We start from the raw sequence: 22,186 nt of genomic DNA, 5'->3' as shown, positions 1-22,186 counted from the left end.
TTCCTTAAAATCAACAAATAATGAAATAATTTGTATTTTTTGTGTTCCTGATTCAACAAAATCGGAGACATAATTTCCAGTAAAGGCTTGGGATTATCTTGTGTTTTGTTTGTATTGTGTTGAAATACAGTGATTAATCTCTTTTTTAATTAAATTTTCTTAATGCGATAAATTTTCCGAAATTTGGGCAAAACGTAAAAAGAAAAATATGTCAAATCAACCATTACAGACTTTAGGAGAATTTCTTATAGATAAACAGGACGATTTTCAGTATTCTACAGGTGAATTTTCTCGTCTTCTAAGTGCAATAAGATTGGCTTCGAAAGTGGTAAACAGAGAAGTAAATAAAGCCGGAATTGTAGATATTACAGGAGCTGCAGGAAACCAAAACGTTCAGGGAGAAGAGCAGCAGAAACTAGATGTGATTGCTAACGAAATTTTTATTACGGCTTTGTCTCAAAGAGAGGTTGTTTGTGGTATTGCTTCTGAGGAAAATGATGACTTTATTGATATTAAATGTGGTGAAAACGGACATTTAAGTAAATATGTAGTATTAATTGATCCTTTGGACGGATCTTCCAATATTGATGTAAATGTTTCTGTGGGAACTATCTTCTCTATCTACAGAAGAGTTACAGAACCGGGAACTCCTGTACAGTTGGAAGACTTTTTACAAAAAGGGATCAACCAGATTGCTGCGGGATATGTTATTTACGGTTCATCTACCATGATTGTTTATACAACAGGTAATGGAGTAAACGGATTTACATTGGATCCATCTTTGGGAACATATTATCTTTCACATCCTAACATGACTTTCCCAAAAACTGGAAAGATTTATTCTATCAACGAAGGAAACTATATCAAATTTCCTCAGGGCGTAAAGAATTACCTTAAATACTGCCAGATGGAAGAAGGTGACCGTCCATATACTTCAAGATATATCGGTTCTTTGGTAGCAGACTTCCATAGAAATATGCTGAAAGGAGGTATCTATATTTATCCTTCTTATTCACAAGCTCCGAATGGTAAATTAAGACTTTTATACGAATGTAATCCAATGGCGTTCCTTGCAGAGCAGGCAGGAGCAAAAGCAACTGACGGATTCAGAAGAATTCTTGAAATAGAGCCTACAGAACTTCACCAAAGAATTCCTTTCTTCTGCGGAAGTATTGAAATGGTAGAAAAGGCTGAAGAATTTATGCGTATCGACAGCGTGAAATAAATGGAAGCAACATACTTACAATATTTATTACAATTTAAACGCCCGAGTGGAACATCTCGCGGCGTTTTGCTTGATAAAGAAACCTTTATTCTGACGATTACCGAAGAAGGAAGAAAAGGAGTGGGAGAATGTGCTATTTTCAGAGGACTGAGTTTTGATGACAGACCCGATTATGAAGAAAAACTGAAATGGCTTTGTGAAAATATCAATCAGGATGCGGAATTTTTGAAGGAAGAACTGAAAGAATTTCCTTCTATCTGGTTTGGATATGAGCAGGCAGTTCAGAATCTGAAATATGGAGACAGTCTTTATTTTCCTGGTGAATTTACCGAAGGAAAATCTGCGATTACCATCAACGGACTGATATGGATGGGCGATGCTGGGTATATGGAAGAACAGATTCAGGAGAAACTGGAAAAAGGTTTCCATTGTATCAAATTAAAAATTGGTGTCGATTGGAAATCTGAGCATGTTATTCTCCAGAAATTAAGAGAAAAATTCTCCAAAGATCAGCTGGAACTTCGTGTGGATGCTAACGGAGGATTCAGTAAAGAGGAAGCAGTCATTGTGTTACAGCAGCTTGCTGATCTTCATATTCACTCTATTGAACAGCCTATTAAAGCCGGAAATTGGAATGATATGGCTGAACTATGTGCAAAAACACTTACTCCCATTGCATTGGATGAAGAACTGATCGGAATTATTGATCCTGAAAAAAAGAAACAGCTTTTAGAAACGATAAATCCTCAGTATATTATTCTTAAACCTGCTTTAGTGGGAGGGTTTTCAGGTTCAGATGAATGGATTTCTCTGGCAGAAAATCAGAATATAGGCTGGTGGATTACTTCAGCTTTGGAAAGTAATATCGGTTTGAACGCCATTGCTCAGTATACATTTACCAAAAAAAATCCAATGCCTCAAGGTTTAGGCACTGGATCTTTATTTGTCAATAATTTTGAATCCGATTTAGAACTCAGAAATGAGCTGCTGTGGTTCAAAATATAATTGTTAAAAATTAATTAGCATAATGGTGGAGGTGAATCTGGACAAGTAGTTTGGCCACAATAGTCAGGTGCCCATGATCTGCAGCACATAGCAACCGGATTCCAGCTGTTGCATCCAAGAGGTGGTCTTCCTCCTTTGATGGATTTTAATTCTCCTCTTTTGATTTTCTTTAGATTTTTCATGTTATTGATTTTATTTGATTGGTAAGTAAATGTCGATAACTTTTTTTAATTATACAACACATGGGGAATTATTTAGTAATATTTAACAATTTTACTAAAAAGTTTGTATTGTTTGAAATCTAAAAAGGTAGTTCCGGTTTTTCAATTTAGCAATCCCTTCCTATGCAGAATAGATGAGGGTTATTTTTAATCCGGTCTTTATGAGGATGTAGTAGTTCTGTATCGAATATTTTGTTGATTTAGAGGTTTTTACTCAGTTAAATCACATCTTTTACGAAGATGGCTTTCTTGATATAGTTTAATATATCAGAAAACCTTTTTTTAATCTGTCCCATAATAAAAAATTGTAATTCCCTAACGTTTGAATTAGCAATCTCTGTGCCATACTGTAAATTGAGGCTAATTTTAACACAGAGTTTATTTTTTAAGAATTATTTTAATTATTTGTTAAGAAATAATTGTGAAAATATTTTCGTTATCCTTTGATCTGTTGGTGATAAGATTTCTGTCAATTCCGTTTAAATTTTGAAAGATATCTTTCTGTACCTGCGAGCTTGAAAGGTACCCCCAATGATTTCCTACTTCATATTTAAGACTGTTGAGAAGATCATCTTTTACAAATGTACAGTCGATAATAGACACAATATCTTTGTAATGAGCAATATCACTTGGTCCATTTTTACCAAGTCTTGGGGTAAGAATATTTTTGGTAAACTGAGAAGCCCCCAGAATAATATCCTGTCTGTTTAAGTAAATAGAAATCCGGTTGGCTAATAATGGCAGTTTATTGAATGAATCCTCAGAATCTTCAAACACTTTATAACTCACATCTGCATTCAACAGGAGAACCTGGTCAATAACACGCAGTATATTCTCTCTCTTAAGGCTGTATAACATACTTTGAAGCACTCTGTTTCCCATAGAGTGAGCCATAAGATGTATTCTTTGATTGCAGGGAGCAAGATCCCGGTTAGAAAAAATATCTTTTAAAAACTGAGTATAGAAATAAAACAATCTCACCAGAGAAGTTCCGGAGTTGATGCTGGAAGCCTTATCATCAAAATAACTCAAAGGGATCATACTGCCGGAAGCGGGCCAACTGACAAATAAGATATGTTCTACAGGAGATGCCGGATTATCAATGAATATTTTTTTTAGATCAAGTATGGCCTTTAATTCATCATCAAAATCATACAAATAACCATGGATGAATATCAGTACATCACTTCTGTCTTTGGTAGAAGACATATTTTTGTACAATTCATAAAACATTCTTTGGGTTCCGCCAAGATTATTGGCTGTAAGAGAGGATTTTTTAATTCCCTTTTCATTTAACAGAACCTCTAGGACTTCTTCATACCCTTGTTTTTCAGGTTCGGAAAAAAGCTTGTAATTCAGAATGTTTCTGTTGGTATAATCTTTCTTCTTTTTGACCTGTGCGGTAGGTTCCTTATAATTGTCAAAATCGCACTTGGCGATCCTGAAATTAGGAATCGAGTATTCTTCATTGGAAAAAGAGTCTACTCTTTCGCCTTTGTGCCGGATAATTTTCCGGTTGCTTAAGATATAAACGGCCATGACGGTTAATTGGTTAAAATGGTATTAGCATCCCGAAATTAGTGAAAAATATTGAAATACAATACATAAGGCTTTTAAATTATCACTTTTACAAAAGCTTATTTTTCCGTAACTTTGTGAAACTTTTTTTGCAAAAAAATAAAAGCTACTTTAATGGAAGAAGAAAAAAAATCACTCAATTTTATTGAGCAAATTATAGAAGATGATTTGGCAAACGGTCTGAAAAGAGATCAGATTCGTTTCCGTTTTCCGCCTGAACCTAATGGTTATCTGCATGTAGGGCATACAAAAGCCATCTGCATCAACTTTGGTCTGGGCGAAAAATACAATGCTCCCGTAAACCTTCGTTTCGACGATACGAACCCTGAGAAAGAAGAACAGGAATTCGTAGATTCTATCATGAAAGACGTTGAATGGTTAGGTTTCAAATGGGATAAAGTTTTGTATGCATCCGATTACTTCCAGCAGCTTTACGATTGGGCGGTTCAGTTAATTAAAGAAGGAAAAGCTTACGTAGATGAGCAGCCTTCTGAAGTAATTACTGAACAGAGAAAAAATCCTGCAGAACCGGGAATTGAATCTCCATACAGAAACCGTCCTGTTGAAGAATCTTTAGATTTATTCGAAAGGATGAAAAACGGAGAATTTGAAAGTGGTTCAATGTCTCTTCGTGCAAAAATTGACATGGTTTCACCTAACATGAATATGCGTGACCCTGTGATGTACAGAATTTTGAATAAGCCTCACCAGAGAACCGGTACAGCTTGGAAAATTTATCCAATGTACGACTGGGCTCATGGTGAATCCGATTATATTGAACAAATTTCGCACTCGCTTTGTTCTTTGGAGTTCGAAAACCACAGACCTCTTTATAACTGGTATTTAGATCAGGTTTACGAAGAAGGAAGAGTTAAAAACAAGCAGAGAGAATTTGCAAGGATGAATGTTTCCTATATGATTACTTCCAAAAGAAAGTTACAAAGATTGGTAGCTGAAGGAGTAGTAACGGGATGGGACGATCCTAGAATGCCTACTATCTCAGGGATGAGAAGAAAAGGATTTACTCCTACTTCTATCAGAAATTTTATTGAAAAAGTTGGGGTAGCGAAAAGAGAAAACCTTATCGAAATTCAGTTGCTGGATTTCTGCGTACGTGAAGACTTGAATAAAGTTGCCAAGCGTGTAATGGCAGTAGTAGATCCTGTAAAATTGGTGATCGAAAACTATCCGGAAGATAAAGAAGAATGGTTAGAAACTGAAAATAATCCTGAACAGGAAAATGCAGGAACAAGAGAAATACCATTCTCAAGAGAAATCTATATAGAACGTGAAGACTTTAAAGAAGAAGCTAACAATAAGTTTTTCAGACTTAAATTAGGTGGAGAAGTTCGTTTGAAATCTGCTTACATCATTAAAGCTGAAAGAGTAGAGAAGGACGAAAATGGTGAAATCACTACCATCTATGCTACTTATGATGAGAAGAGTAAGTCTGGAAGCGGAACAGAGGAAAGTTTAAGAAAAGTAAAAGGAACTTTACATTGGGTATCTGCAAAACATGCTATTCCTGTAGAAGTAAGAACCTACAACCAACTGTTTACAGTGGAGCAGCCTGATGCAGAAAAAGATGTAGATTTCTTAAACTTCATCAATCCTGAATCAGTGACTACTGTAAAAGGATTTGCTGAACCGAACCTGAAAGAAGTAGCTGTTGGAGAGCCATTGCAATTCCAGAGAATCGGATACTTTACAAAAGATCAGGATTCTACAGAAGATACTTTGGTATTTAACCGTACAGTAACATTGAAAGATTCTTTTAAACCTTAATAATTTAAGAGAATATATAATAAACAAAAGCAGGACTTCATTTGGAGTTCTGCTTTTTTGTTGGAATACGCAAAGGCGCTAAGAAGTTTATACTTTATGAGTATTTTAAGGCGCAAGGAAATCGAAGATTTCCGGCAAATGCAATCATTAATCTATGAATATTCTTAGCTTAAGAAATTAACAATGTTTAATTTTATCGGAGATAAAATCCTTGCGTCTTAAGAACGTTTCAGAAAGAAATAACATTGCGTCTTTGCGTTTTCTAACAAACAGCTTTATAAGCCAGAATTAATCCTAAGGCATTTAATAAACAAAAAAGCAAGACTACATACAAGTCCCGCTTTTATTTAATAGTTTAAAATCTGAAGTATAAGATTCTATTTCAGAAAGTCTTTGTCGCGATATGCAGGATTAGGATATTTATAAAATCCTTCCCCTGTCAATACTCCTAGTTTTCCTTTATCAATATAGTCTTCTTTTAATTTTTCTACAGCTTTTATTTTCAACGGATCCTGAGTTTCCTCAGCTTCCATTTTGTTGATATTGTAGGCGGTTGTAATTCCTACCACATCCAGAATACCAAAAGGCCCTGCATGTGCTCCTGTAGCTACCATCCATGTCTTATCAATTGTTTCTATATCTGATACTTCATCAACCCAAAGGTTGACTGCTGCGCCAAGCAAAGGAACTAGTAATGAATTGACAATATATCCAGGTTGTTCCTTCTGGATAGGTAAGGCGACCATTCCAATATCTTTTGCAAATTGGATGACAGAATCAAATACTTCCTGTGAAGTTTCCGGGTGACGCATCACTTCTCCGGTATTGTGTTTCCAGATTTCATTAGCAAAATGAAGGGCTACAAATTTCTCCGGTCTTCCCGTATCTTCAGCAAACTGACTTGGAAGTAGTGTAGAGGAGTTCGTTGCAAATACTGTTTTTTCAGGTGCTACCTGTGCCAGCTTATGGTAGAATTCCGTTTTGATGGCTGGATCTTCAGGAACTGCTTCTATCAGAAGATCGGCATCTTTCACGGCTTCAGCAAGGTCTGATGAATAATTGATATTTTTAAATGTGGCATCAAGTTGTTCCTTTGTTGCTGCTAAATCCTGCTGGTAAGCTTCACTTAAAGCGGTGAATTTACCTTTGGCTTTTTCCAATACTTCATCATTGATATCATATACGGTAACGTTGAAACCGTGATAGGCAGTCTGGAAGGCGATCTGATATCCCAATACACCACTTCCTGCTATCGTTATATTTTTAAAATCCATGAGATTTATTTTTAATTAAAAATGTTTTTAAAGTAGATGATACTTTTAAAAAAAATGCTACTTTGTCTTTGACGCAAAGGCTTAGAATAATAATGATTTATTATAGGAAGCAAAGAAGAGAATCAACAAGTTGATTTGATGAAGCGTATTGCTTTGCAGAGCAGATTTATCTGCCTTTGCTCTCTTAGAATAAGAATAAGTTTTTTATAAACCTTTGCGTTAAGAATAAAGTATATACTACTTTAAAACTATTGTTTTGTAAGCTAATATTTTCAATCTTTTACTCCTTTTACCCATTCCTGAAATCTGGTTAAGAAAGATTCGTGTTCTTCTTTTTCTTCCGGACGGTTTACAAGGATGTGTTCAAAATAAGTTCCTTTTAATATTTTTCTTAAAATTCCTTCTCCTAAGAAAGGTTTATAGTCATTCAAAGCCTGGGTAGCTTTTAATAAATGTCGGATGTCATACTGTAACGGATTAATGTCCGGAACCTGTTTGTTGAGATTAAGAAGGTTGTAAACAGCAATTCTTGCAGTTCTCACAGAACTTTCCATAGTGAATACAACATCATTATTGGTTTCTACAAACTGTCCTACAAGACCTAAGTTGGTACATCCTTCAGGAACTACTCTCGGACGGTCTCCCTGTGCTCTTGGCATAAACATAGAAGTAATATAAGGCATAAATGCAGTACGAACAATGGTGTTTTCTATAACGTTGTCCAGCTGATCAGCCATTCCAAGATGGTAGCAAAGCTCAGCTAAGATCTCGTTTCCGGTACACTGAGGCATTGGTTTTTTAATATAATTACCTTCTTTATCCATCAATAAAGCGTATACCCATACTACAAGGATATCATCTGGCTGAGTAGGGAAATGGGGCTGTCTGTTGCAGGTAAAACTCATTACCCAATTGGAGTCTGTAATGGTAATAATCCCTCCGGTAGCTGTTCTTCCTGAATAAGGATCATTTACACACAGTTCTTTCAGTTTTTCTGTAAAAGCAGAAGGACGACAGGTTAATGTAGCAGATTCCCATGAAGATTTTTCAATATGGCTACAGAATTTTTCAGGTTTCCCGAACACTTCAGATTTTGCAGCAAGATTTTTCCAAAGTTTCCATCCGGCACTTTGTCCGGCGCTGCTGTTGTCTATCGTAACTTCAGGAACGGTATTATTGTCTCCGTAGAATGTACTTTCAGTCATAGATCCGGTAGTTACGATAACGTAATCATCTTTACCGATGGGTATTCTTACTTCCTCTCCATTCTGTTCAGTGATGATTCCTTCTACAGTTTTTCCTTCCGTATTAATATGAATATCAAGATCTTTTACCAATGTATTGAACCGGATCTGTACTCCTTTTTCCACCAGGAAGTTTTTTAATGGAGTTACATACGTATCGTACTGGTTGTATTTTGGGAATACAAGGCATGAGAAGTCTTTCATTCCGTCAATAGCATGAAGGAATCTGTGCATGTATAGTTTCAATTCCAGTAAGCTGTGCCAGTTTTCGAAGGCAAACATAGAACGCCAGAAGAACCAGAAATTACTGTTGAGGAAAGATTGAGAAAAATAATCTTCAATCGTAAGATCATCCAGCTCTTCTTTTTTCTTTAACAGCAATTTTACAATCGCCAGCTGATCTTTTTTCTCCAGCCCGAATTTACTGAAATCTTTAATTTGTCCCTGATTGTGGATCAATCTTGCTTTAGAATAATTCGGGTCGTTGTCATTGACAAGACGGTATTCATCTAATACACTATAGGGTGCAGGAAGTTCCAGAGCAGGAATATCCTGGAACATATCCCATAAATTTTCATAAGTCATATCCATTTCTCTACCCCCACGGATGATGTAACCGTCTTTTGCATTACCGGCTCCATCCAGAGATCCGCCTTCCACATTCAGCTGGTCAAGGAAAATAATATTTTTGCCCGGTACACGGCCATCACGGATAAAATAATAAGCGGCAGACATGCCGGCAATTCCGCTTCCTACAATATAGATTTTACTGTTTTCGTAAGACTGTAAAGGAATTCCTTTATTACGTTGATAGTTTCCGATCTGGTCGGAGAAAGGCATAGTTTTTTCAGGAGTGTTAATCTGAACTTCTTTACTTGAATCCGGTTCGTGGTTTACGTTTCCAAACTGGTCAGAGGCATTTAAAACTTTGTCGAATTTTGAATTGATCGTACTCATTTTGTATTGTTTTTAATTAACAGTATAAAGGTAGCTCTATTCACAAAGCGATATATATCCCCAAGTTCAGAATTATTATCCCCAAATTCTCATGACTGAATATTTTCTTTCATTCTGTATTCTGACGGAGAAAGCGTAGTATGTTTTTTAAAGAAACGGCCGAATGCCGAGGCGGAATTAAACTGTAACTCAAATGCAATTTCAGAAATCGTCATATCAGGATTTCCGAGCATGACATAAGCTTCTTTCAGTAAGGCTTCATCAATAACCTCATGAGGTGTTTTTCCGCTTGCTTTTTTAATGATTTCGATGAGGTATTTATTGGAAACATGGAGCTGATCCGCATAAAACTGAACCATTCGTTCCCTGGTGATGTTTTCTCTGATCAGTTTACTGAATTTCAGATAAAGATCTTTTTTTCCTTCTTCTTTTTTGTCCGGATTTGAAGAGTTTTCCTGTTCTATAATTTCAGCGGCCTCCAACAACAGATTGAAAATAATAGTGCGGATAATTTCTTCCGTAAATTTTCCCTGCTTCTTCGATTTTTTATCAAGATAATCCAGAAGGTTTTGCAGCTGCGATGAGTTTTTTGCAGTGGTTTTTATAATGCTGTAGGAACCTTTAGAGAAAAGGTTCATTTTTTCAATGATGAAAGGATTGGAGATATTTTTAATCAGAAAATTCTTGTCAAAGAACAGCAGTTTCATTGTAAAATCATTGCTGGTTTTTCCAAATTTTACAATCGTAGATGGTGCAGCGATAAGGAAACTATGAACATCTACTTTATATTTCTGACGATCTATCTCAATATGGATTTCTCCTGCAGTACAGACGCACAGCGCATAATAATCCATTCTGAAAGGAGTCTTTGGAAATTCAAAAATGGGTTTTCCGGAAGAAATATAGTAGGATTGCCGGCAGTCAATACTGTAAAAGGATAGCGTATCATGTAAATTTTCGTAGGTTACCATTCTCAGTATCGGTTAAATTTTTATTGTGTTTTTAAGTGTTTTTAGTTTAAAAACCCTTGTTGTTACTGCAATTTACGATTTTTATAAAGGTATTAGGATTTTATATTATAAAAATTTCCATTTTTTTCGAAATATGGTTTATTGGGTATTTTTATGAATGTTATTGATAAAAAAGAGGTGTAAACAAAGGCTTTTGGGTTATTTTTATCTAATTTTGCACTTTCAAATTCCCCCAAATATTATTGTGAGACTAATTAACGTATATACGAGTTCTTTTAAAGGACTCTCGCAGGAGAGTTGGATGCTGGCGTTGGTAATGCTCATCAACAGGGCCGGTTCTATGGTACTTCCGTTTCTGGGAGTTTATATGACTAATCATTTACATTTCAGTATTGAAAATTCCGGAATTGTACTGAGTTTTTTTGGAATAGGCTCGGTTATTGGATCGTGGCTGGGAGGAATGATCACGGATAAAATAGGTGAGTACAGAGTACAGAGTCTGAGCTTACTTCTCAGTGTTCCTTTATTTTGTATGATCCCGCTCTTTACTACCGAAGCTGGTCTGGCAGGAATTATTTTAGCCCAAAGTATTGTAAGTGAAACTTTCCGTCCTGCGAACTCGGTGGCGATTACCAAATATGCAAAACCTGAAAATATTACCCGTGCTTTCTCACTGAACCGTATGGCTGTAAATCTCGGGTTTTCAATTGGTCCTGCGCTGGGTGGTATTTTGTCGGCTATTTCTTATGAATTTCTGTTTTTCAGTAATGCACTGGCTGCTTTGCTGGCGGGATTGATGTATATCTGGTTCTTTAAAGGCCGTGCAAAATTGGCAAAAGAAAAGGCAAAAAAGGTAAAAGAAGTTATCATTATTAAAAAAGAAAGCTCTCCCTATCGGGATAGTAAATTTTTGATTTACTGTGTATTCTGTATGCTGTTTTCCATATGTTTCTTCCAGCTGTTCAGTACTCTGACCATATTTTATAAGGATACAGCACATTTAAGTCAGCAAAATATCGGATACATTCTGGGATACAGCGGTTTCCTGATTGTATTGCTTGAAATGGGACTGGTACAGGTCGCTGAGAAATATTTTACTTTAGCCTTTACAATGCTGTTCGGGACTTTCCTATGTGGTATTTCCTATGCAATGCTTGCGTTTGATTACAGTATGATTACCCTTGTGCTGTCTATGACCTTACTTTGTGTAGGAGAAATATGGACACTTCCATTTATGTCTACCATTACAGCATTACGCTCGGGAAAGAACAATAAAGGCGCTTATATGGGACTGAACGGGATATCATTTTCCATAGCATTTATCATTACACCTTATATAGGAACACTCATTGCAGAAAAGTTAGGATTCAATGTATTATGGATCGGAACCGGATTGCTTGCAGTATTTATTGCCATTGGTTTTTACTTTATCATTCCATGGATGCTTAAGGATAAAAATAAAGCTGAAGAAGAGATGATATAATGTTTTTGATTCATGAATTTTAAAATAAAAGGGTTCGGGCAATTTCGTAGAAATTGCCCGAACCCTTTTTAATATATCTTAGTCGTTTACGATTAAAATTTTGAAATAATCGAATTGATGATCATATTCGCATGAACCCTGGAATTTTCAATGAACCAGAGGTGGGTGTCTTTTCCTCCGCAAACTACTCCTGCAAGATAGAGATTAGAAATATTGGTTTCCATGGTTTCAGGCTGGTAAAAAGGATTCAGGCAATCTCCATGAAGCTCAATCCCTGAATTTCTCAGGAAATCGAAATCCGGAAGATAGCCGGTCATGGCCAACACGAAATCATTGTCAATTTCATGAGTTTCTCCTTTCTCATCTTTAAAAACAACAGAATTTTCTTTAATTTCGATCATTTCTGCATTAAAATGAGCTTTAATACTTCCTTCAGCAATTCTGTTTTCTATATCTGGCTTTACCCAATATTTTACACTTTTTGAAACCTCAGAATGACGAATAATCATCGTCACTTCAGCTCCTTTTCTGTAAGTTTCCAGGGCTGCATCTACAGCAGAGTTACTTGATCCTACTACCACAATTTTCTGTTTTGCATAAGGATAAGGTTCGGTATAATAATGTTTGACCTTCGGAAGATTTTCTCCTGGGATATTCATAAGATTAGGAATATCATAAAATCCGGTAGCAATAACTACATTTTTGGCCTGATAGATTGCTTTGGTAGTTTTGATCTCAAATATTTCATCCTTTTTCAAAACATTCAAAACCCTTTCATAAAGATTGATATTCAGATTTTTTTGTCTTGCAATGCCCTGATAGTATTCCAGAGCTTCCTGTCTTCCAGGCTTTGGAGCAGTAGAAATAAATGGCACTTCGTCAATTTCCAGTTTTTCTGCAGTAGAGAAGAAACGCATATATAAAGGGTAATTGTATAGTGAGTTGACAATAGTTCCTTTTTCTATAATTAGATGACTAAGATTGTTTTTTTGAGCTTCAAGGGCACAGTTCAAACCGATTGGTCCGGCCCCGATAATCAGAATATCCAACATTTCCATCTAACAAATGTACGATGTAATTTTTAAAATGAGAAGCCTAAACCTATCAACTCTTATAGTCTTTATCTCTTTACATCATTTACTGCTTGGCATCAGTTTTGGTGTTTTTTATCAATTTCAAAATGTAAAATATGAAAAAATTATTGATTGCGGTTTTCGCTATGAGTATTGTTGTTGCCTGTAAGAAAGAAGTAGGGAAACCTGTTCCTAGCGAGATTGATTCTGTTGCACAAGCAAAAACAGACACCGCAGGCACTGTTCAGAATAATGCTGAGAAAGAAGCTGTTGTAAAGCAGACTAATGATGAGGTTTTGAAAGCACTGAAAGCTAAAGATTATACAGCTTTTGCATCCTTGATTCATCCGGAAAAAGGAATCAGGTTTTCAATGTATGCTTTTGTTAATTTGAAGGAAGACAAACATTTTTCTAAAGCAGATTTTGAAAAATATCAGCCCACCAAAACTTTGTTTACCTGGGGAGCACAGGATGGTTCAGGTGATCCTTATAAAGCAACGATCAATGATTATCTTGGTAAATGGGTGTTTTCTAAAGATTTTACAACATCACAATATTCACTGAATAAATTCATCGGAGGAGGTAATTCCCTTAATAATTTACAAGAGATTTATCCTAAACATGATTTCACCGAAAATTATATCAAAGGAACCGAAAAATATGGCGAAATGGATTGGAAAACAGTTCGTTTTGTATTTGAAGAATTTCAGGGTAAATATTACCTGATTGCTGTTGTGAATGACCAATGGACGATATAGAAGTTAGAAGTTAGAAGTTAGAAGTTAGAAGTTAGAAGTTAGAAGTTGGGAAATGGAATAAACTTCCAGCTTTCAGCCTCTAACTTCCTTTCTCTTCTTATTTCAAAACTTCAGTCAGTTGCTGAGTAAGATTTTTTCTTGTAAACTGTTCTATATGTTGAGTGTTTTCGAGAAGGCTACCATTTTTCCAAAGTTCAAATTTTTCAAGAATAAACATTTTAATGGTTTCAGTATCCTGATAGCTGAAATGTTTTCCTGCTTGTGTTTCTTCCAGAATTTTTGCGACATCCGCTTTGTCCGGACCGAATGACAGGATCTGTTTGCCTGAAGCAAGATATTCAAATATTTTTCCGGGGATGATACCTTTTGAAGAATCATTCGGGAAATTAGTGATAAGAAGAATATCTGAGTTTTGCATTTCTTCTACAGCTTTCCCATGAGCCAGATACCCAAGGTTCAGGATATGATTTTTCAGACTTGAATTTTCTATAGTCTGAAGGATTTTATCATCTATTCTTCCTACAAATTTCAGCTTAAAATCAGCTGCAAATTCAGTGTTTTCCTTAATCAGTTCATCAAGCGCTTTCCATAGATTTTCAGGATTTCTAAGCTGTTCCAAAACTCCGATATAACTTAAGGTGAATTTGTTTTCACTCTTTTGTCCTTCCACTTTTTTGCCTGAATCACTTTCATCAAACCCATTCGTAATACAAACTGCATTAGCTCCTGCTTTCCTGAAATTTTCAGCATCAGTATAGCTTGTAGCCAGTGTGATATCTGCATTTTTAAATACAGAACTTTCCAATTGACGATGCTTTTTATCCGAACTTTTAGTTAATTTCAGGTGTTTGTAATAGGAAATCTCTGTCCATGGATCACGGAAATCGGCAATCCATTTCAAATCTGGCATTTTGCTTTTCAGTCCCAAACCAATCAGATGAAGTGAGTGAGGTGGACCGGAAGTAACGATGGTATCTATTTTATTTTCTTTCAGGTATTTTTCCAGAAATGTAACAGAAGGTTTTACCCAAAAAACTCTGGCATCAGGAATGAAAAAATTACCTCTTACCCAAATTGAAAGTTTGGATTTCCAGCTTTGGTTTTTGCCTACATCAAATTGTCCTGCCTTGAACTTTTTATTGCTTTTATTAAGCTTTTCAGCCAGCTGATAAGGTTCCCAAATTTTGGTTCTTACCATCTCGATGTTTTCCGGAACATCTTTCATCAATGTTTCGTCCAGCAATGGATAGTTTGGATTTTCCGGAGTATAGATGATCGGTTTCCAACCAAAATCAGGCAGATATTTTGCAAACTTCAGCCATCTTTGAACACCAGGACCTCCCGCAGGAGGCCAGTAATAGGTGATAATCAATATTTTCTTTTGTTCCATTTTTAAAGTTAAATGGGTATTTGTCATTCTGAACGAAGCGGAGCGCAGAGAAGAATTTCATTCTATTTCTTCATTGAGAAATTTCCAATCTGGATTGAATTCTTTAATTAAGTTTTCTTTCTTTTGTCTGGTCCAGCCTTTTATTTGCTTTTCCTTTGTTATTGCTGTCTCAATCTCATTAAAATGTTCAAAATATATTAAATAAAAGCATTTATATCTTGAGGTGAAGCTTTTTTCAATAGCTTCTGGATTTTTATGCCAATATAATCTATTCTTTAAAATCGTTGGTAACTCCTGTATATAATACTGTTTTAATTTTATTAGTCAGTATATAAACATAGTCATTATGAGTACCTAACGTTTTCATATTTGGTTTTGAGATTCTTCATTACGCTATGCTTCATTCAGAATGACATTGCGCAATATTATATTGTTTAAGCTTTTTGTTCAGCTACAATTTCTTTTTTCTTGTTCTTGTTCATCCAGAAAATTCCAAATGCAGCCAACAGGATAAATAATCCGAATGAAAGAAGGGAAACCCATTTTCCTTTTTCAATCACTTCAGGTTCAAAAACCATTCTGATATGGTGATTTCCTGCCGGAACATGTACTGCACGAAGTAAGTAATCTGCTTTGATGTACGAAACTTCTTTCTCGTCTACCAGTACTTTCCATCCGTGAGGATAATATACTTCAGAGAATACAGCCAATTGAGGTGTTTTCGACTGAGATTTAAACTCAAGTTCGTTAGGCTGGTATTTTGTAAGAGTGATAAATGCTGTAGAATCTGCCTGAACAGGTTTGTTATCAAAATAGGATTTGTCAGATGAAGCAATGACAGCTGTTTTCTTATTGTCGATAGATCCGATAGCTTTAATTTCCTGATTAGGAGTATCTACAAATTTTAAATCACTTACAAACCATGCATTTCCATTGGCTTTAGGATTAGGAACAACCTGGGGCTGCTCAGGACCTCCGAAAACCATGTATTTTGCATTCAGTAAGTTTAATACATTCGGTGTTTTTACACTGTCAATACTATTGATATATTCATTCAATACATCGTCATATCTTCTTAATTTTACAGCGTGATAACCACCGATGGAAGCCTTAAAATAAGATGTATTGGTTTCGCTGGTAACTCCCAATGTCTGGTTGTAAATTCTGTAGTGTGTTTTATCTTTTTCAGCGATAGTTTCCAATGTTTTGTTGATGTTGACATTGGATAAAATAGATTCCAGATTTGGATTTCCCTGCACTTTTTCAGCCAACAGGTCTGAACTTTCTGTCTGGAAAGGATTTTCAGCAAAGATTTTATCTACATAGTTTTCGTCATTCAGATAACGCTTGTTTACAGTCCAAAGGTCGAATAAACTTACAACTCCGATCACTACCAAAGCAATATTTTGGTTCAGCTTTTTCTTTAAAGTTAAGAATAACGCAGCAGCAGTAATCGCTACATAAATAAATGCTTTTATAGCGTCTATTCTGAATAGTTTATATCTTTCATCTACCAGATAATCAAGTAGGAAAGGAGGGAAGTAGGTTTTTTCGCTTTCTGTAGCAAAACCTAGCAATGATTTTCCAAAGATTAAAAGAATCAATAAAAATCCTAACGTTCCACCTCCTACATACATAAGGATCTTTTGTTTGTATTCTTCAGTCAGTTTTTCATCTGTAAAGAATCTGTATAATCCCAGAATAGCAATTAACGGGAATAATAACTCTACTACAACTAAGATTGAAGAAGGAGCTCTGAATTTATTATAGAACGGTACATAATCGATAAAGAAATCGGATAATGGCATAAAGTTACTTCCCCAAGCCAGTAAAATGGTCAGGATAGAAGCTCCCAAAATCCAGTAACGGTATTTTTTTGAAGCAAAAAAGAATCCTAATAAGGCAAGGAAACATACAATAGCTCCCTGATAGGCAGGTCCTGATGTTCCCGGTTGATCACCCCAGTAAGTAACTCCGCTGAAACCTTTGGAAATTCTATCCATTTCAGCCTGTGAGCCTACATTTTCCTGAACAAGTTCCTGAACTCTGTTCATGATTTCTTTTCCTTCAGGTTCCTGGCTTCCTCCACCCATTAATCTTGGAATAAAAAGGTTTAAAGTTTCCAGTTGCCCGTAGCTCCACATTAGCATACTCTCTTTGTCCATTCCGGATTTTCCTGAAGTATGGCTGTCGTTATTTAAAATCTGCTTTCCACGAACCGTTTCTTTTACGTATTCAGAATTAGCCATGATTCTTTGTGAATTCATTCCAACTCCGATAATGCATGATGCCGCAATGATTCCTGATGAAATAAGGAAATGCTTCATCGGTGTCTTTTTCTGGATAGCTCTGATCAGCTCAGAAAGGAATAAGAATCCTAACGCAATGAACAGATAATACGTCATCTGTGGGTGGTTGGCAGCAATTTGAAGCCCCATAAAAAGGGTAGTGACAATGAACCCCCAGATGTATTGTTTTCTGATATACACCAGTAAAATACCGGCCAGCAACGGAGCAAAATATTCAATAGTGTTTACTTTACCGTTATGCCCGGCTGCAATAATAATATAAAAATAGGTTGAAAGCCCGAAGAAAGTAGCTCCCAGAAGAGCATATTTCCAGTTTCTGACCACTACCATTCCCAAAAGGAAAAAACCTGCAAATAGCAGGAAGAGATAATTAACCGGCCTTGGCAGGAAATTCAGATTGCTGTCGATTTTTTTGATGATGTCACCTTTGAACTGGCTTCCCATCTGATAAGTCGGCATTCCTCCAAACATGGAGTCACTCCAATAGGTTTCATTTCCGGTATTGGCTCTATAGTCGAGCAGTTCTTTTGCTCCTCCTCTGTACTGCACAATATCGTGCTGGAAAAGCTGTTTTCCTGAAAATACAGGAGTGGAATATAAAAATGCTAAAACTATAAATACTACTAATGAAGCTGCAATATAAATTAAGTTTTTATTTTTTGCCATGCTGGTTATTATCTTTTATTTCTTGGAATTTTTACCTTTTGTCCTTACTCTCTTTCACCTCTTCGTAGTCTACAGTTTCTGCATCCCACTTAAGGTTTTGTTGGTTATTCTTATTCGAGTTGTGTAGGTCCTGCTGTCTGTTATTCTGGTTATCATTATTGAAACGATAGCTGTAAAATGTCTTAAAGAAAATTCTTTTCAGAATATTCCAGACAAAGAAAATAATAATGGCAGAGAGTACTAACTCAAGAATGTACTTCATAATTTAAAAAATTTAAAGTTCAGGGTTTAAAGTATATTGTAAACCCTGAATGTTTACTTCAGTTATTTAGCAGATGGGTTTACCATTACCGAAGAATTGGAAACGCTTTTCATAGACTGAGATTGTTTTCCATCTGAAATGGTTTCTATCTGAGTTGTTTTTACGTTGATATTCTGGTTGGTAATCCATCCTGTGCTTTCGTCAAACTTAATGGTTCCGTTCTGAACCAGTTCACTGCTCAGGCTGTGTGTGATAGGTCCCTGAGCTTTCTTCTCGGTTTTCTTAGGAATACCTCCCGTTACTGCAATTTCTGCTGCTCCGTTCCCTAGGCTTTTCAGTACATAATTAGATGTTACTTTTACGCTTCCGCTTGGGTCAGCATTTTCAGAAGTTGACCACTTTTCTCCCATTTTTACTCCTTTTTTAGGAATAATCATCAGATTTTTGTGGAACTGATCTTTCAGTACTTTTTCATTGAATGATTGTTTAAGACTTGCTACTACGCTTGCTTTTTCATTGGCATCTTTGATAAGCGTACCTACTGCATTACCTACTTTTGTGTAAACAGCATCAAATCCTGTAATAGAAATCACATTCCCTTTTGTATCCATCTTCATCTGAAGTTTGTTTCCGGTAAGTGCTTTGTTTACGTTCCAGATCATTTTAAGATCATCTTCTTTAGGAAGAGGAAGCTTGGTGTCTACCACTACCGTTTTTCCCTGTGCAGACTGAGAATTTCTCTTTGCTACAAGGTTAAGAGTCATTTCATATACATTTCCTTTAATGTCATCTACTACAAAATTCATTTCATCTGTAGACTCACTTGTCGCAGTGATAGATTTCCCCTGAGGATCTGTCATTGTTTTTACATCTCTCTGATAAGTGGTAAGAGGATATGTTTTTCCTTTTTCAAGTTTAAAAGTCTGTGTAATCACGCCCGCAGAATCTTTGATAGCCGGGTTTTCTGCAACTTTCGCTACAGAATCAGCAGGAACTTCTACAGTTACTGTCTTTCCGGTTTTAGGATCTACTTTCGTTATTTTTGCTGTTTCTTTTTTACAAGATACAAGGGCTATTGATGATATAAGCGCAAGCGCTGCAATGTTCTTCATTTGATTTTTTAACTTTATTTTTTACTACTATTTCTTAATAAATTATCTGCGATGTCGTGCAGCTTCCCCTGAGATTCTCCATCAGATTCATTGGAAAGTACTACCACTCCCATTTTTTTTGATGGATAAATCTGGAGCACACTTGAAAAACCAAATGTACCTCCTGTATGATAAACGGTTTGGGTACCATCTTCATAGGTGTGCAATCTCCAATATAATCCAATAGCATCTCCTTCACTTTTTACAAAAGGAGTATGGGATGCTTTCACATATTTATTATTCTCATCCAGATGATACTGCATGTATTTCACCAGATCCTCCGTAGTGGACAAAATACCTCCTGCAGGAGCAAAGATTGTGGTGAAGTTTCAGGGCATTACCTTTCCTTTTTCGTTATAACGAGTCAATAGCTGTGCAGAATTCGTACCAATAATGGTATGATTCATTTTCAGTGGCTTTGTAATATGCTCTGAAAGCAGGTTTTCATAGCTTTTATGATATACTTTTTCAAGGACATCTCCGGCAATCTGTGTTCCTACATTGGAATACTTATACTCTGTTCCGGGTACAAAATCCACTTTGGCCTGATGAAGATCTTCATAAAAGTTTTTCTTTGAATAGTTTTTATAAAAATCAGACAGTGCCATAGCAACAGAGTCCATTGGTTTTTTGAATGTTTCAGACTGATCCGGCAGAAACTGTGGCAATCCTGATGAATGATTGGTTAGATTACCGATCGTTATCGGGTGCTTTTCAAATTCAAGATTAGGATAATTTCCAATATATTTCCGGATATCATCATCCATTTTAATTTTGCCGTCTACTAAAGCATGAGCCAGAAGTGTTCCGGTAAAGGTTTTGGTGATGGATGCAATCTCGTATAAACTTTGGGAGGTTGGAAGTTCTGATTTTCCTATCTCCGTTGTACCATAATTATAGAAATAACTTTTACCATCTTTAAAAACGCCTATTGAAATTCCTACACGGGCGGGATTCTGCATATAGGCGAGAGCTTCTTTCTGAACCATCTTATCAAGATCAGTCGTAAGACGGTTGTCTGTTGCTATTTTTTTTGTCTGCGCATTAAAAGCTAACGGGACAAAAAATAATGGTAAAAGTGATTGTATTTTCATGGTTTAAGGATTTGGTATCACGGACATTTTCTGTCTTACCGCTTCATACAAAATCGCTCCACATGCTACAGAAACATTCAGGGATTGAGTTTTTCCTTCAATAGGAAGTTTTATTTTTTCATCAGCATGATGCAATACTTCTTTAGAAATTCCGGTTTCTTCATTTCCCATCACGATAGCACATGGCTCAGTCATATTAACATCATAGATTAATTTCTGAGCTTTTTCACTGGCTGCATATACGGAAATTCCGCTTTGCTGTAGGAAATCTACTGCATGAGCCAGGTTATTTTCCTTACATATTTTAATATTGTAAATAGCACCTGCAGAAGTTTTTATCGCATCAGAGTTAATAGGAGCTGCACCCTTTTCTGGAATGATTATAGCATCAACACCTACACATTCTGCTGTTCTGCAGATGGCTCCAAAGTTTCTTACATCAGTAAGTCTGTCCAGAATCAAAAGAAAAGGTGTTTTTCCCTGTTCAAATAATTGTGGAACAATATCCTCCACTTTATGAAACGGTACATCCGAAATAAAAGCTACCACACCCTGGTGGTTTTTTCTTGTAAAACGGTTCAGTTTTTCAACCGGAACATAGTTGGGACGGATTTTATTTTTCGCTAAAATGGCTTTTAATTCAGCATAAATAGGACCCTGAAGTGCATTTTGCACAAAGATCTTGTCAATCGTTTTTCCCGCTTCAATTGCTTCAATCACGGGACGCAGCCCGAAAATAAAATCGTCTTTCATTGAGTTGTTAAAATTTTATGTTTAAGGTTCAATGTTCATTGTTTAAAGTTCAAAGTTTAAAGTTTTGAATTTAAGGTTTGTACTTTGTTCCTTTTAAATCTGTTGTATTTAAATATTTTATAAAAGAGCTGATCTTTTTACTTAACGTTTCACTCTGCTCAATTAATGTTTCAAATTTTTCCTGCGAAATAAAACTTCTGTCAAAAACCCTATACAATTGTGATCTGGTTTCTCCACAGGAAGCTTTCGCAATAGAAAGAAATTGTATAAATTCTCTATTCCCGTTTCTTTCAAATCCTTCAGCAATATTATCCATTACTGAGCCTGAAGATCCATCAATTTGATTACAGAGTTTAAAGTTATTCTTTAGGTTGGTAGATGCTATGATGTCATAGATTTCATTACAAAGATGTCGGGATAACTTCCATATCTCTAAATCCTCAAATCTATTAATTGTCCCCATAACCTTAAACTTTGAACCTTAAACCTTGAACCTTGAACCTTAAACCTTGAATCTAGTACTTCTCTCCTAAAATTGCTCTTTTCTGTGCCATCACATATCCGTAGTGAAGACTTTCGTGCATATTGTTAAAGATAATGGCATCCTGGATGCTTTTCAGATCCATTCCGAAACTTGTGGTGTAAGGAGTGTAATCTGAGAAGAAATCACTGTCATAATCCTTCATTAAAATCTTTGAAGTTTCTGTAAGCAAAAATTCTAAATCTTCCACTTCAGATTTCTGAACATCTAAGTTGGGTAAAGTTCCTTTCTTGTAAGTTTCAATCCAATATTTGTCGATACGGAACGGATTTCCGCTCAGGTAATAGTGCAATAGTTGCTGTGTAGCAACGGTATGTGCAATATTCCAGTAAATATTGTTGTTGAAACCATCCGGAATCAGAATCAAATCTTCATGAGATGTATTCTGAAGGATATCTAAAAGGTTCTTTCTTACTTGTCTGTGTGCTTGAAAATGATAATTCATT

The 22,186-nt window shown here is 35.9% G+C and carries 19 protein-coding genes and 1 pseudogene; 5 read left to right on the top strand and 15 right to left on the bottom strand.

Annotated features, from left to right (window positions below):
* Positions 1-208 precede the first annotated feature (208 nt).
* Complete coding sequence (fbp, locus tag NK356_RS11385) at positions 209-1,225, top strand: class 1 fructose-bisphosphatase (protein ID WP_034695188.1); 1,017 nt, start codon at positions 209-211, stop codon at positions 1,223-1,225.
* On the top strand, positions 1,226-2,230 hold the full coding sequence (locus NK356_RS11380) for an o-succinylbenzoate synthase (protein WP_253317005.1): 1,005 nt from the start codon (positions 1,226-1,228) through the stop codon (positions 2,228-2,230).
* Between the two features lie 14 nt (positions 2,231-2,244).
* On the opposite strand, the gene NK356_RS11375 is transcribed toward NK356_RS11380, so the two are convergent.
* On the bottom strand, positions 2,245-2,412 hold the full coding sequence (locus tag NK356_RS11375; RefSeq protein WP_156106428.1) for a hypothetical protein: 168 nt from the start codon (positions 2,410-2,412) through the stop codon (positions 2,245-2,247).
* Positions 2,413-2,859: 447 nt separating this feature from the next.
* The gene (locus NK356_RS11370) at positions 2,860-3,990 is read right to left on the bottom strand and encodes an alpha/beta hydrolase (RefSeq protein WP_034695190.1); all 1,131 of its coding nucleotides are present in this window, start codon (positions 3,988-3,990) and stop codon (positions 2,860-2,862) included.
* 153 nt (positions 3,991-4,143) lie between these two features.
* Between NK356_RS11370 and NK356_RS11365 the strand changes: the two genes are divergently transcribed.
* Positions 4,144-5,814 carry a glutamine--tRNA ligase/YqeY domain fusion protein gene (locus tag NK356_RS11365; protein ID WP_253317004.1) on the top strand — a complete coding sequence of 557 codons (1,671 nt, stop codon included), beginning with the start codon at positions 4,144-4,146 and terminating at the stop codon, positions 5,812-5,814.
* Positions 5,815-6,191: 377 nt separating this feature from the next.
* Here the strand turns inward: NK356_RS11365 and NK356_RS11360 are convergent, their stop codons facing one another.
* The 3 genes from NK356_RS11360 to NK356_RS11350 form a co-directional block, all read right to left on the bottom strand.
* Complete coding sequence (locus NK356_RS11360; protein ID WP_253317003.1) at positions 6,192-7,088, bottom strand: 3-hydroxyacyl-CoA dehydrogenase; 897 nt, start codon at positions 7,086-7,088, stop codon at positions 6,192-6,194.
* A 272-nt stretch (positions 7,089-7,360) separates the two neighbouring features.
* Positions 7,361-9,289: an oleate hydratase gene (locus NK356_RS11355; RefSeq protein ID WP_253317002.1), complete on the bottom strand. Its 1,929-nt coding sequence runs from the start codon at positions 9,287-9,289 to the stop codon at positions 7,361-7,363.
* A gap of 89 nt (positions 9,290-9,378) precedes the next feature.
* Positions 9,379-10,260, bottom strand: coding sequence for an AraC family transcriptional regulator (locus tag NK356_RS11350; RefSeq protein WP_034695194.1), 882 nt, complete (start codon positions 10,258-10,260; stop codon positions 9,379-9,381).
* Positions 10,261-10,561: 301 nt separating this feature from the next.
* On the opposite strand from NK356_RS11350, the gene NK356_RS11345 reads away from it, so the two are divergent.
* Entirely contained in the window at positions 10,562-11,743 is a 1,182-nt protein-coding gene (locus tag NK356_RS11345; protein ID WP_253317026.1) for an MFS transporter, read from the top strand.
* 92 nt (positions 11,744-11,835) lie between these two features.
* Here the strand turns inward: NK356_RS11345 and NK356_RS11340 are convergent, their stop codons facing one another.
* The gene (locus tag NK356_RS11340) at positions 11,836-12,801 is read right to left on the bottom strand and encodes a YpdA family putative bacillithiol disulfide reductase (RefSeq protein ID WP_034695196.1); all 966 of its coding nucleotides are present in this window, start codon (positions 12,799-12,801) and stop codon (positions 11,836-11,838) included.
* A 131-nt stretch (positions 12,802-12,932) separates the two neighbouring features.
* Between NK356_RS11340 and NK356_RS11335 the strand changes: the two genes are divergently transcribed.
* Positions 12,933-13,574, top strand: a complete 642-nt coding sequence (locus NK356_RS11335) for a hypothetical protein (protein WP_253317001.1) — start codon at positions 12,933-12,935, stop codon at positions 13,572-13,574.
* 97 nt (positions 13,575-13,671) lie between these two features.
* Here the strand turns inward: NK356_RS11335 and NK356_RS11330 are convergent, their stop codons facing one another.
* The 9 genes and pseudogenes from NK356_RS11330 to NK356_RS11290 form a co-directional block, all read right to left on the bottom strand.
* The gene (locus NK356_RS11330; protein WP_253317000.1) at positions 13,672-14,964 is read right to left on the bottom strand and encodes a glycosyl transferase family 1; all 1,293 of its coding nucleotides are present in this window, start codon (positions 14,962-14,964) and stop codon (positions 13,672-13,674) included.
* 57 nt (positions 14,965-15,021) lie between these two features.
* Positions 15,022-15,204, bottom strand: coding sequence for a hypothetical protein (locus NK356_RS24265; RefSeq protein WP_367399303.1), 183 nt, complete (start codon positions 15,202-15,204; stop codon positions 15,022-15,024).
* Positions 15,205-15,398: 194 nt separating this feature from the next.
* A complete protein-coding gene (locus NK356_RS11320; RefSeq protein WP_034695200.1) occupies positions 15,399-17,939 on the bottom strand; it encodes a YfhO family protein in 2,541 nt (846 codons plus the stop codon).
* Between the two features lie 31 nt (positions 17,940-17,970).
* The gene (locus NK356_RS11315) at positions 17,971-18,201 is read right to left on the bottom strand and encodes a hypothetical protein (protein WP_253316999.1); all 231 of its coding nucleotides are present in this window, start codon (positions 18,199-18,201) and stop codon (positions 17,971-17,973) included.
* A gap of 62 nt (positions 18,202-18,263) precedes the next feature.
* Entirely contained in the window at positions 18,264-19,313 is a 1,050-nt protein-coding gene (locus NK356_RS11310; RefSeq protein WP_253316998.1) for a DUF6263 family protein, read from the bottom strand.
* Positions 19,314-19,327: 14 nt separating this feature from the next.
* Positions 19,328-20,314 (bottom strand): annotated as a pseudogene (locus NK356_RS11305) (serine hydrolase domain-containing protein).
* A 135-nt stretch (positions 20,315-20,449) separates the two neighbouring features.
* Positions 20,450-21,199 (bottom strand): 23S rRNA (guanosine(2251)-2'-O)-methyltransferase RlmB, encoded by a 750-nt coding sequence (gene rlmB, locus NK356_RS11300; protein WP_034695204.1) that lies wholly within the window; start codon positions 21,197-21,199, stop codon positions 20,450-20,452.
* A 70-nt stretch (positions 21,200-21,269) separates the two neighbouring features.
* Positions 21,270-21,662 (bottom strand): four helix bundle protein, encoded by a 393-nt coding sequence (locus tag NK356_RS11295; RefSeq protein WP_034695205.1) that lies wholly within the window; start codon positions 21,660-21,662, stop codon positions 21,270-21,272.
* A 52-nt stretch (positions 21,663-21,714) separates the two neighbouring features.
* Complete coding sequence (locus tag NK356_RS11290) at positions 21,715-22,185, bottom strand: DinB family protein (RefSeq protein ID WP_034695206.1); 471 nt, start codon at positions 22,183-22,185, stop codon at positions 21,715-21,717.
* Position 22,186: the final 1 nt, after the last annotated feature.

Origin of the sequence: Chryseobacterium sp. S0630 (assembly GCF_024158915.1) — a bacterium.
In the GTDB taxonomy this organism is placed as follows: domain Bacteria; phylum Bacteroidota; class Bacteroidia; order Flavobacteriales; family Weeksellaceae; genus Chryseobacterium.
Note: the sequence above shows the minus strand (reverse complement) of the source record. Positions and strands in the feature narration are given on the sequence as shown.

What these genes read in the sequence shown, in the direction of transcription:
- NK356_RS11340 (WP_034695196.1), bottom strand. Translation starts at nt 12,801, where the DNA reads ATGGAAATGTTGGATATTCTGATTATCGGGGCCGGACCAATCGGTTTG.
- NK356_RS11355 (WP_253317002.1), bottom strand. Translation starts at nt 9,289, where the DNA reads ATGAGTACGATCAATTCAAAATTCGACAAAGTTTTAAATGCCTCTGAC.
- NK356_RS11370 (WP_034695190.1), bottom strand. Translation starts at nt 3,990, where the DNA reads ATGGCCGTTTATATCTTAAGCAACCGGAAAATTATCCGGCACAAAGGC.
- NK356_RS11375 (WP_156106428.1), bottom strand. Translation starts at nt 2,412, where the DNA reads ATGAAAAATCTAAAGAAAATCAAAAGAGGAGAATTAAAATCCATCAAA.
- NK356_RS11380 (WP_253317005.1), top strand. Translation starts at nt 1,226, where the DNA reads ATGGAAGCAACATACTTACAATATTTATTACAATTTAAACGCCCGAGT.
- NK356_RS11330 (WP_253317000.1), bottom strand. Translation starts at nt 14,964, where the DNA reads ATGGAACAAAAGAAAATATTGATTATCACCTATTACTGGCCTCCTGCG.
- rlmB (WP_034695204.1), bottom strand. Translation starts at nt 21,199, where the DNA reads ATGAAAGACGATTTTATTTTCGGGCTGCGTCCCGTGATTGAAGCAATT.
- fbp (WP_034695188.1), top strand. Translation starts at nt 209, where the DNA reads ATGTCAAATCAACCATTACAGACTTTAGGAGAATTTCTTATAGATAAA.
- NK356_RS11345 (WP_253317026.1), top strand. Translation starts at nt 10,562, where the DNA reads ATGCTGGCGTTGGTAATGCTCATCAACAGGGCCGGTTCTATGGTACTT.
- NK356_RS11290 (WP_034695206.1), bottom strand. Translation starts at nt 22,185, where the DNA reads ATGAATTATCATTTTCAAGCACACAGACAAGTAAGAAAGAACCTTTTA.
- NK356_RS11310 (WP_253316998.1), bottom strand. Translation starts at nt 19,313, where the DNA reads ATGAAGAACATTGCAGCGCTTGCGCTTATATCATCAATAGCCCTTGTA.
- NK356_RS11335 (WP_253317001.1), top strand. Translation starts at nt 12,933, where the DNA reads ATGAAAAAATTATTGATTGCGGTTTTCGCTATGAGTATTGTTGTTGCC.
- NK356_RS11350 (WP_034695194.1), bottom strand. Translation starts at nt 10,260, where the DNA reads ATGGTAACCTACGAAAATTTACATGATACGCTATCCTTTTACAGTATT.
- NK356_RS11295 (WP_034695205.1), bottom strand. Translation starts at nt 21,662, where the DNA reads ATGGGGACAATTAATAGATTTGAGGATTTAGAGATATGGAAGTTATCC.
- NK356_RS11320 (WP_034695200.1), bottom strand. Translation starts at nt 17,939, where the DNA reads ATGGCAAAAAATAAAAACTTAATTTATATTGCAGCTTCATTAGTAGTA.
- NK356_RS11365 (WP_253317004.1), top strand. Translation starts at nt 4,144, where the DNA reads ATGGAAGAAGAAAAAAAATCACTCAATTTTATTGAGCAAATTATAGAA.
- NK356_RS11360 (WP_253317003.1), bottom strand. Translation starts at nt 7,088, where the DNA reads ATGGATTTTAAAAATATAACGATAGCAGGAAGTGGTGTATTGGGATAT.
- NK356_RS11315 (WP_253316999.1), bottom strand. Translation starts at nt 18,201, where the DNA reads ATGAAGTACATTCTTGAGTTAGTACTCTCTGCCATTATTATTTTCTTT.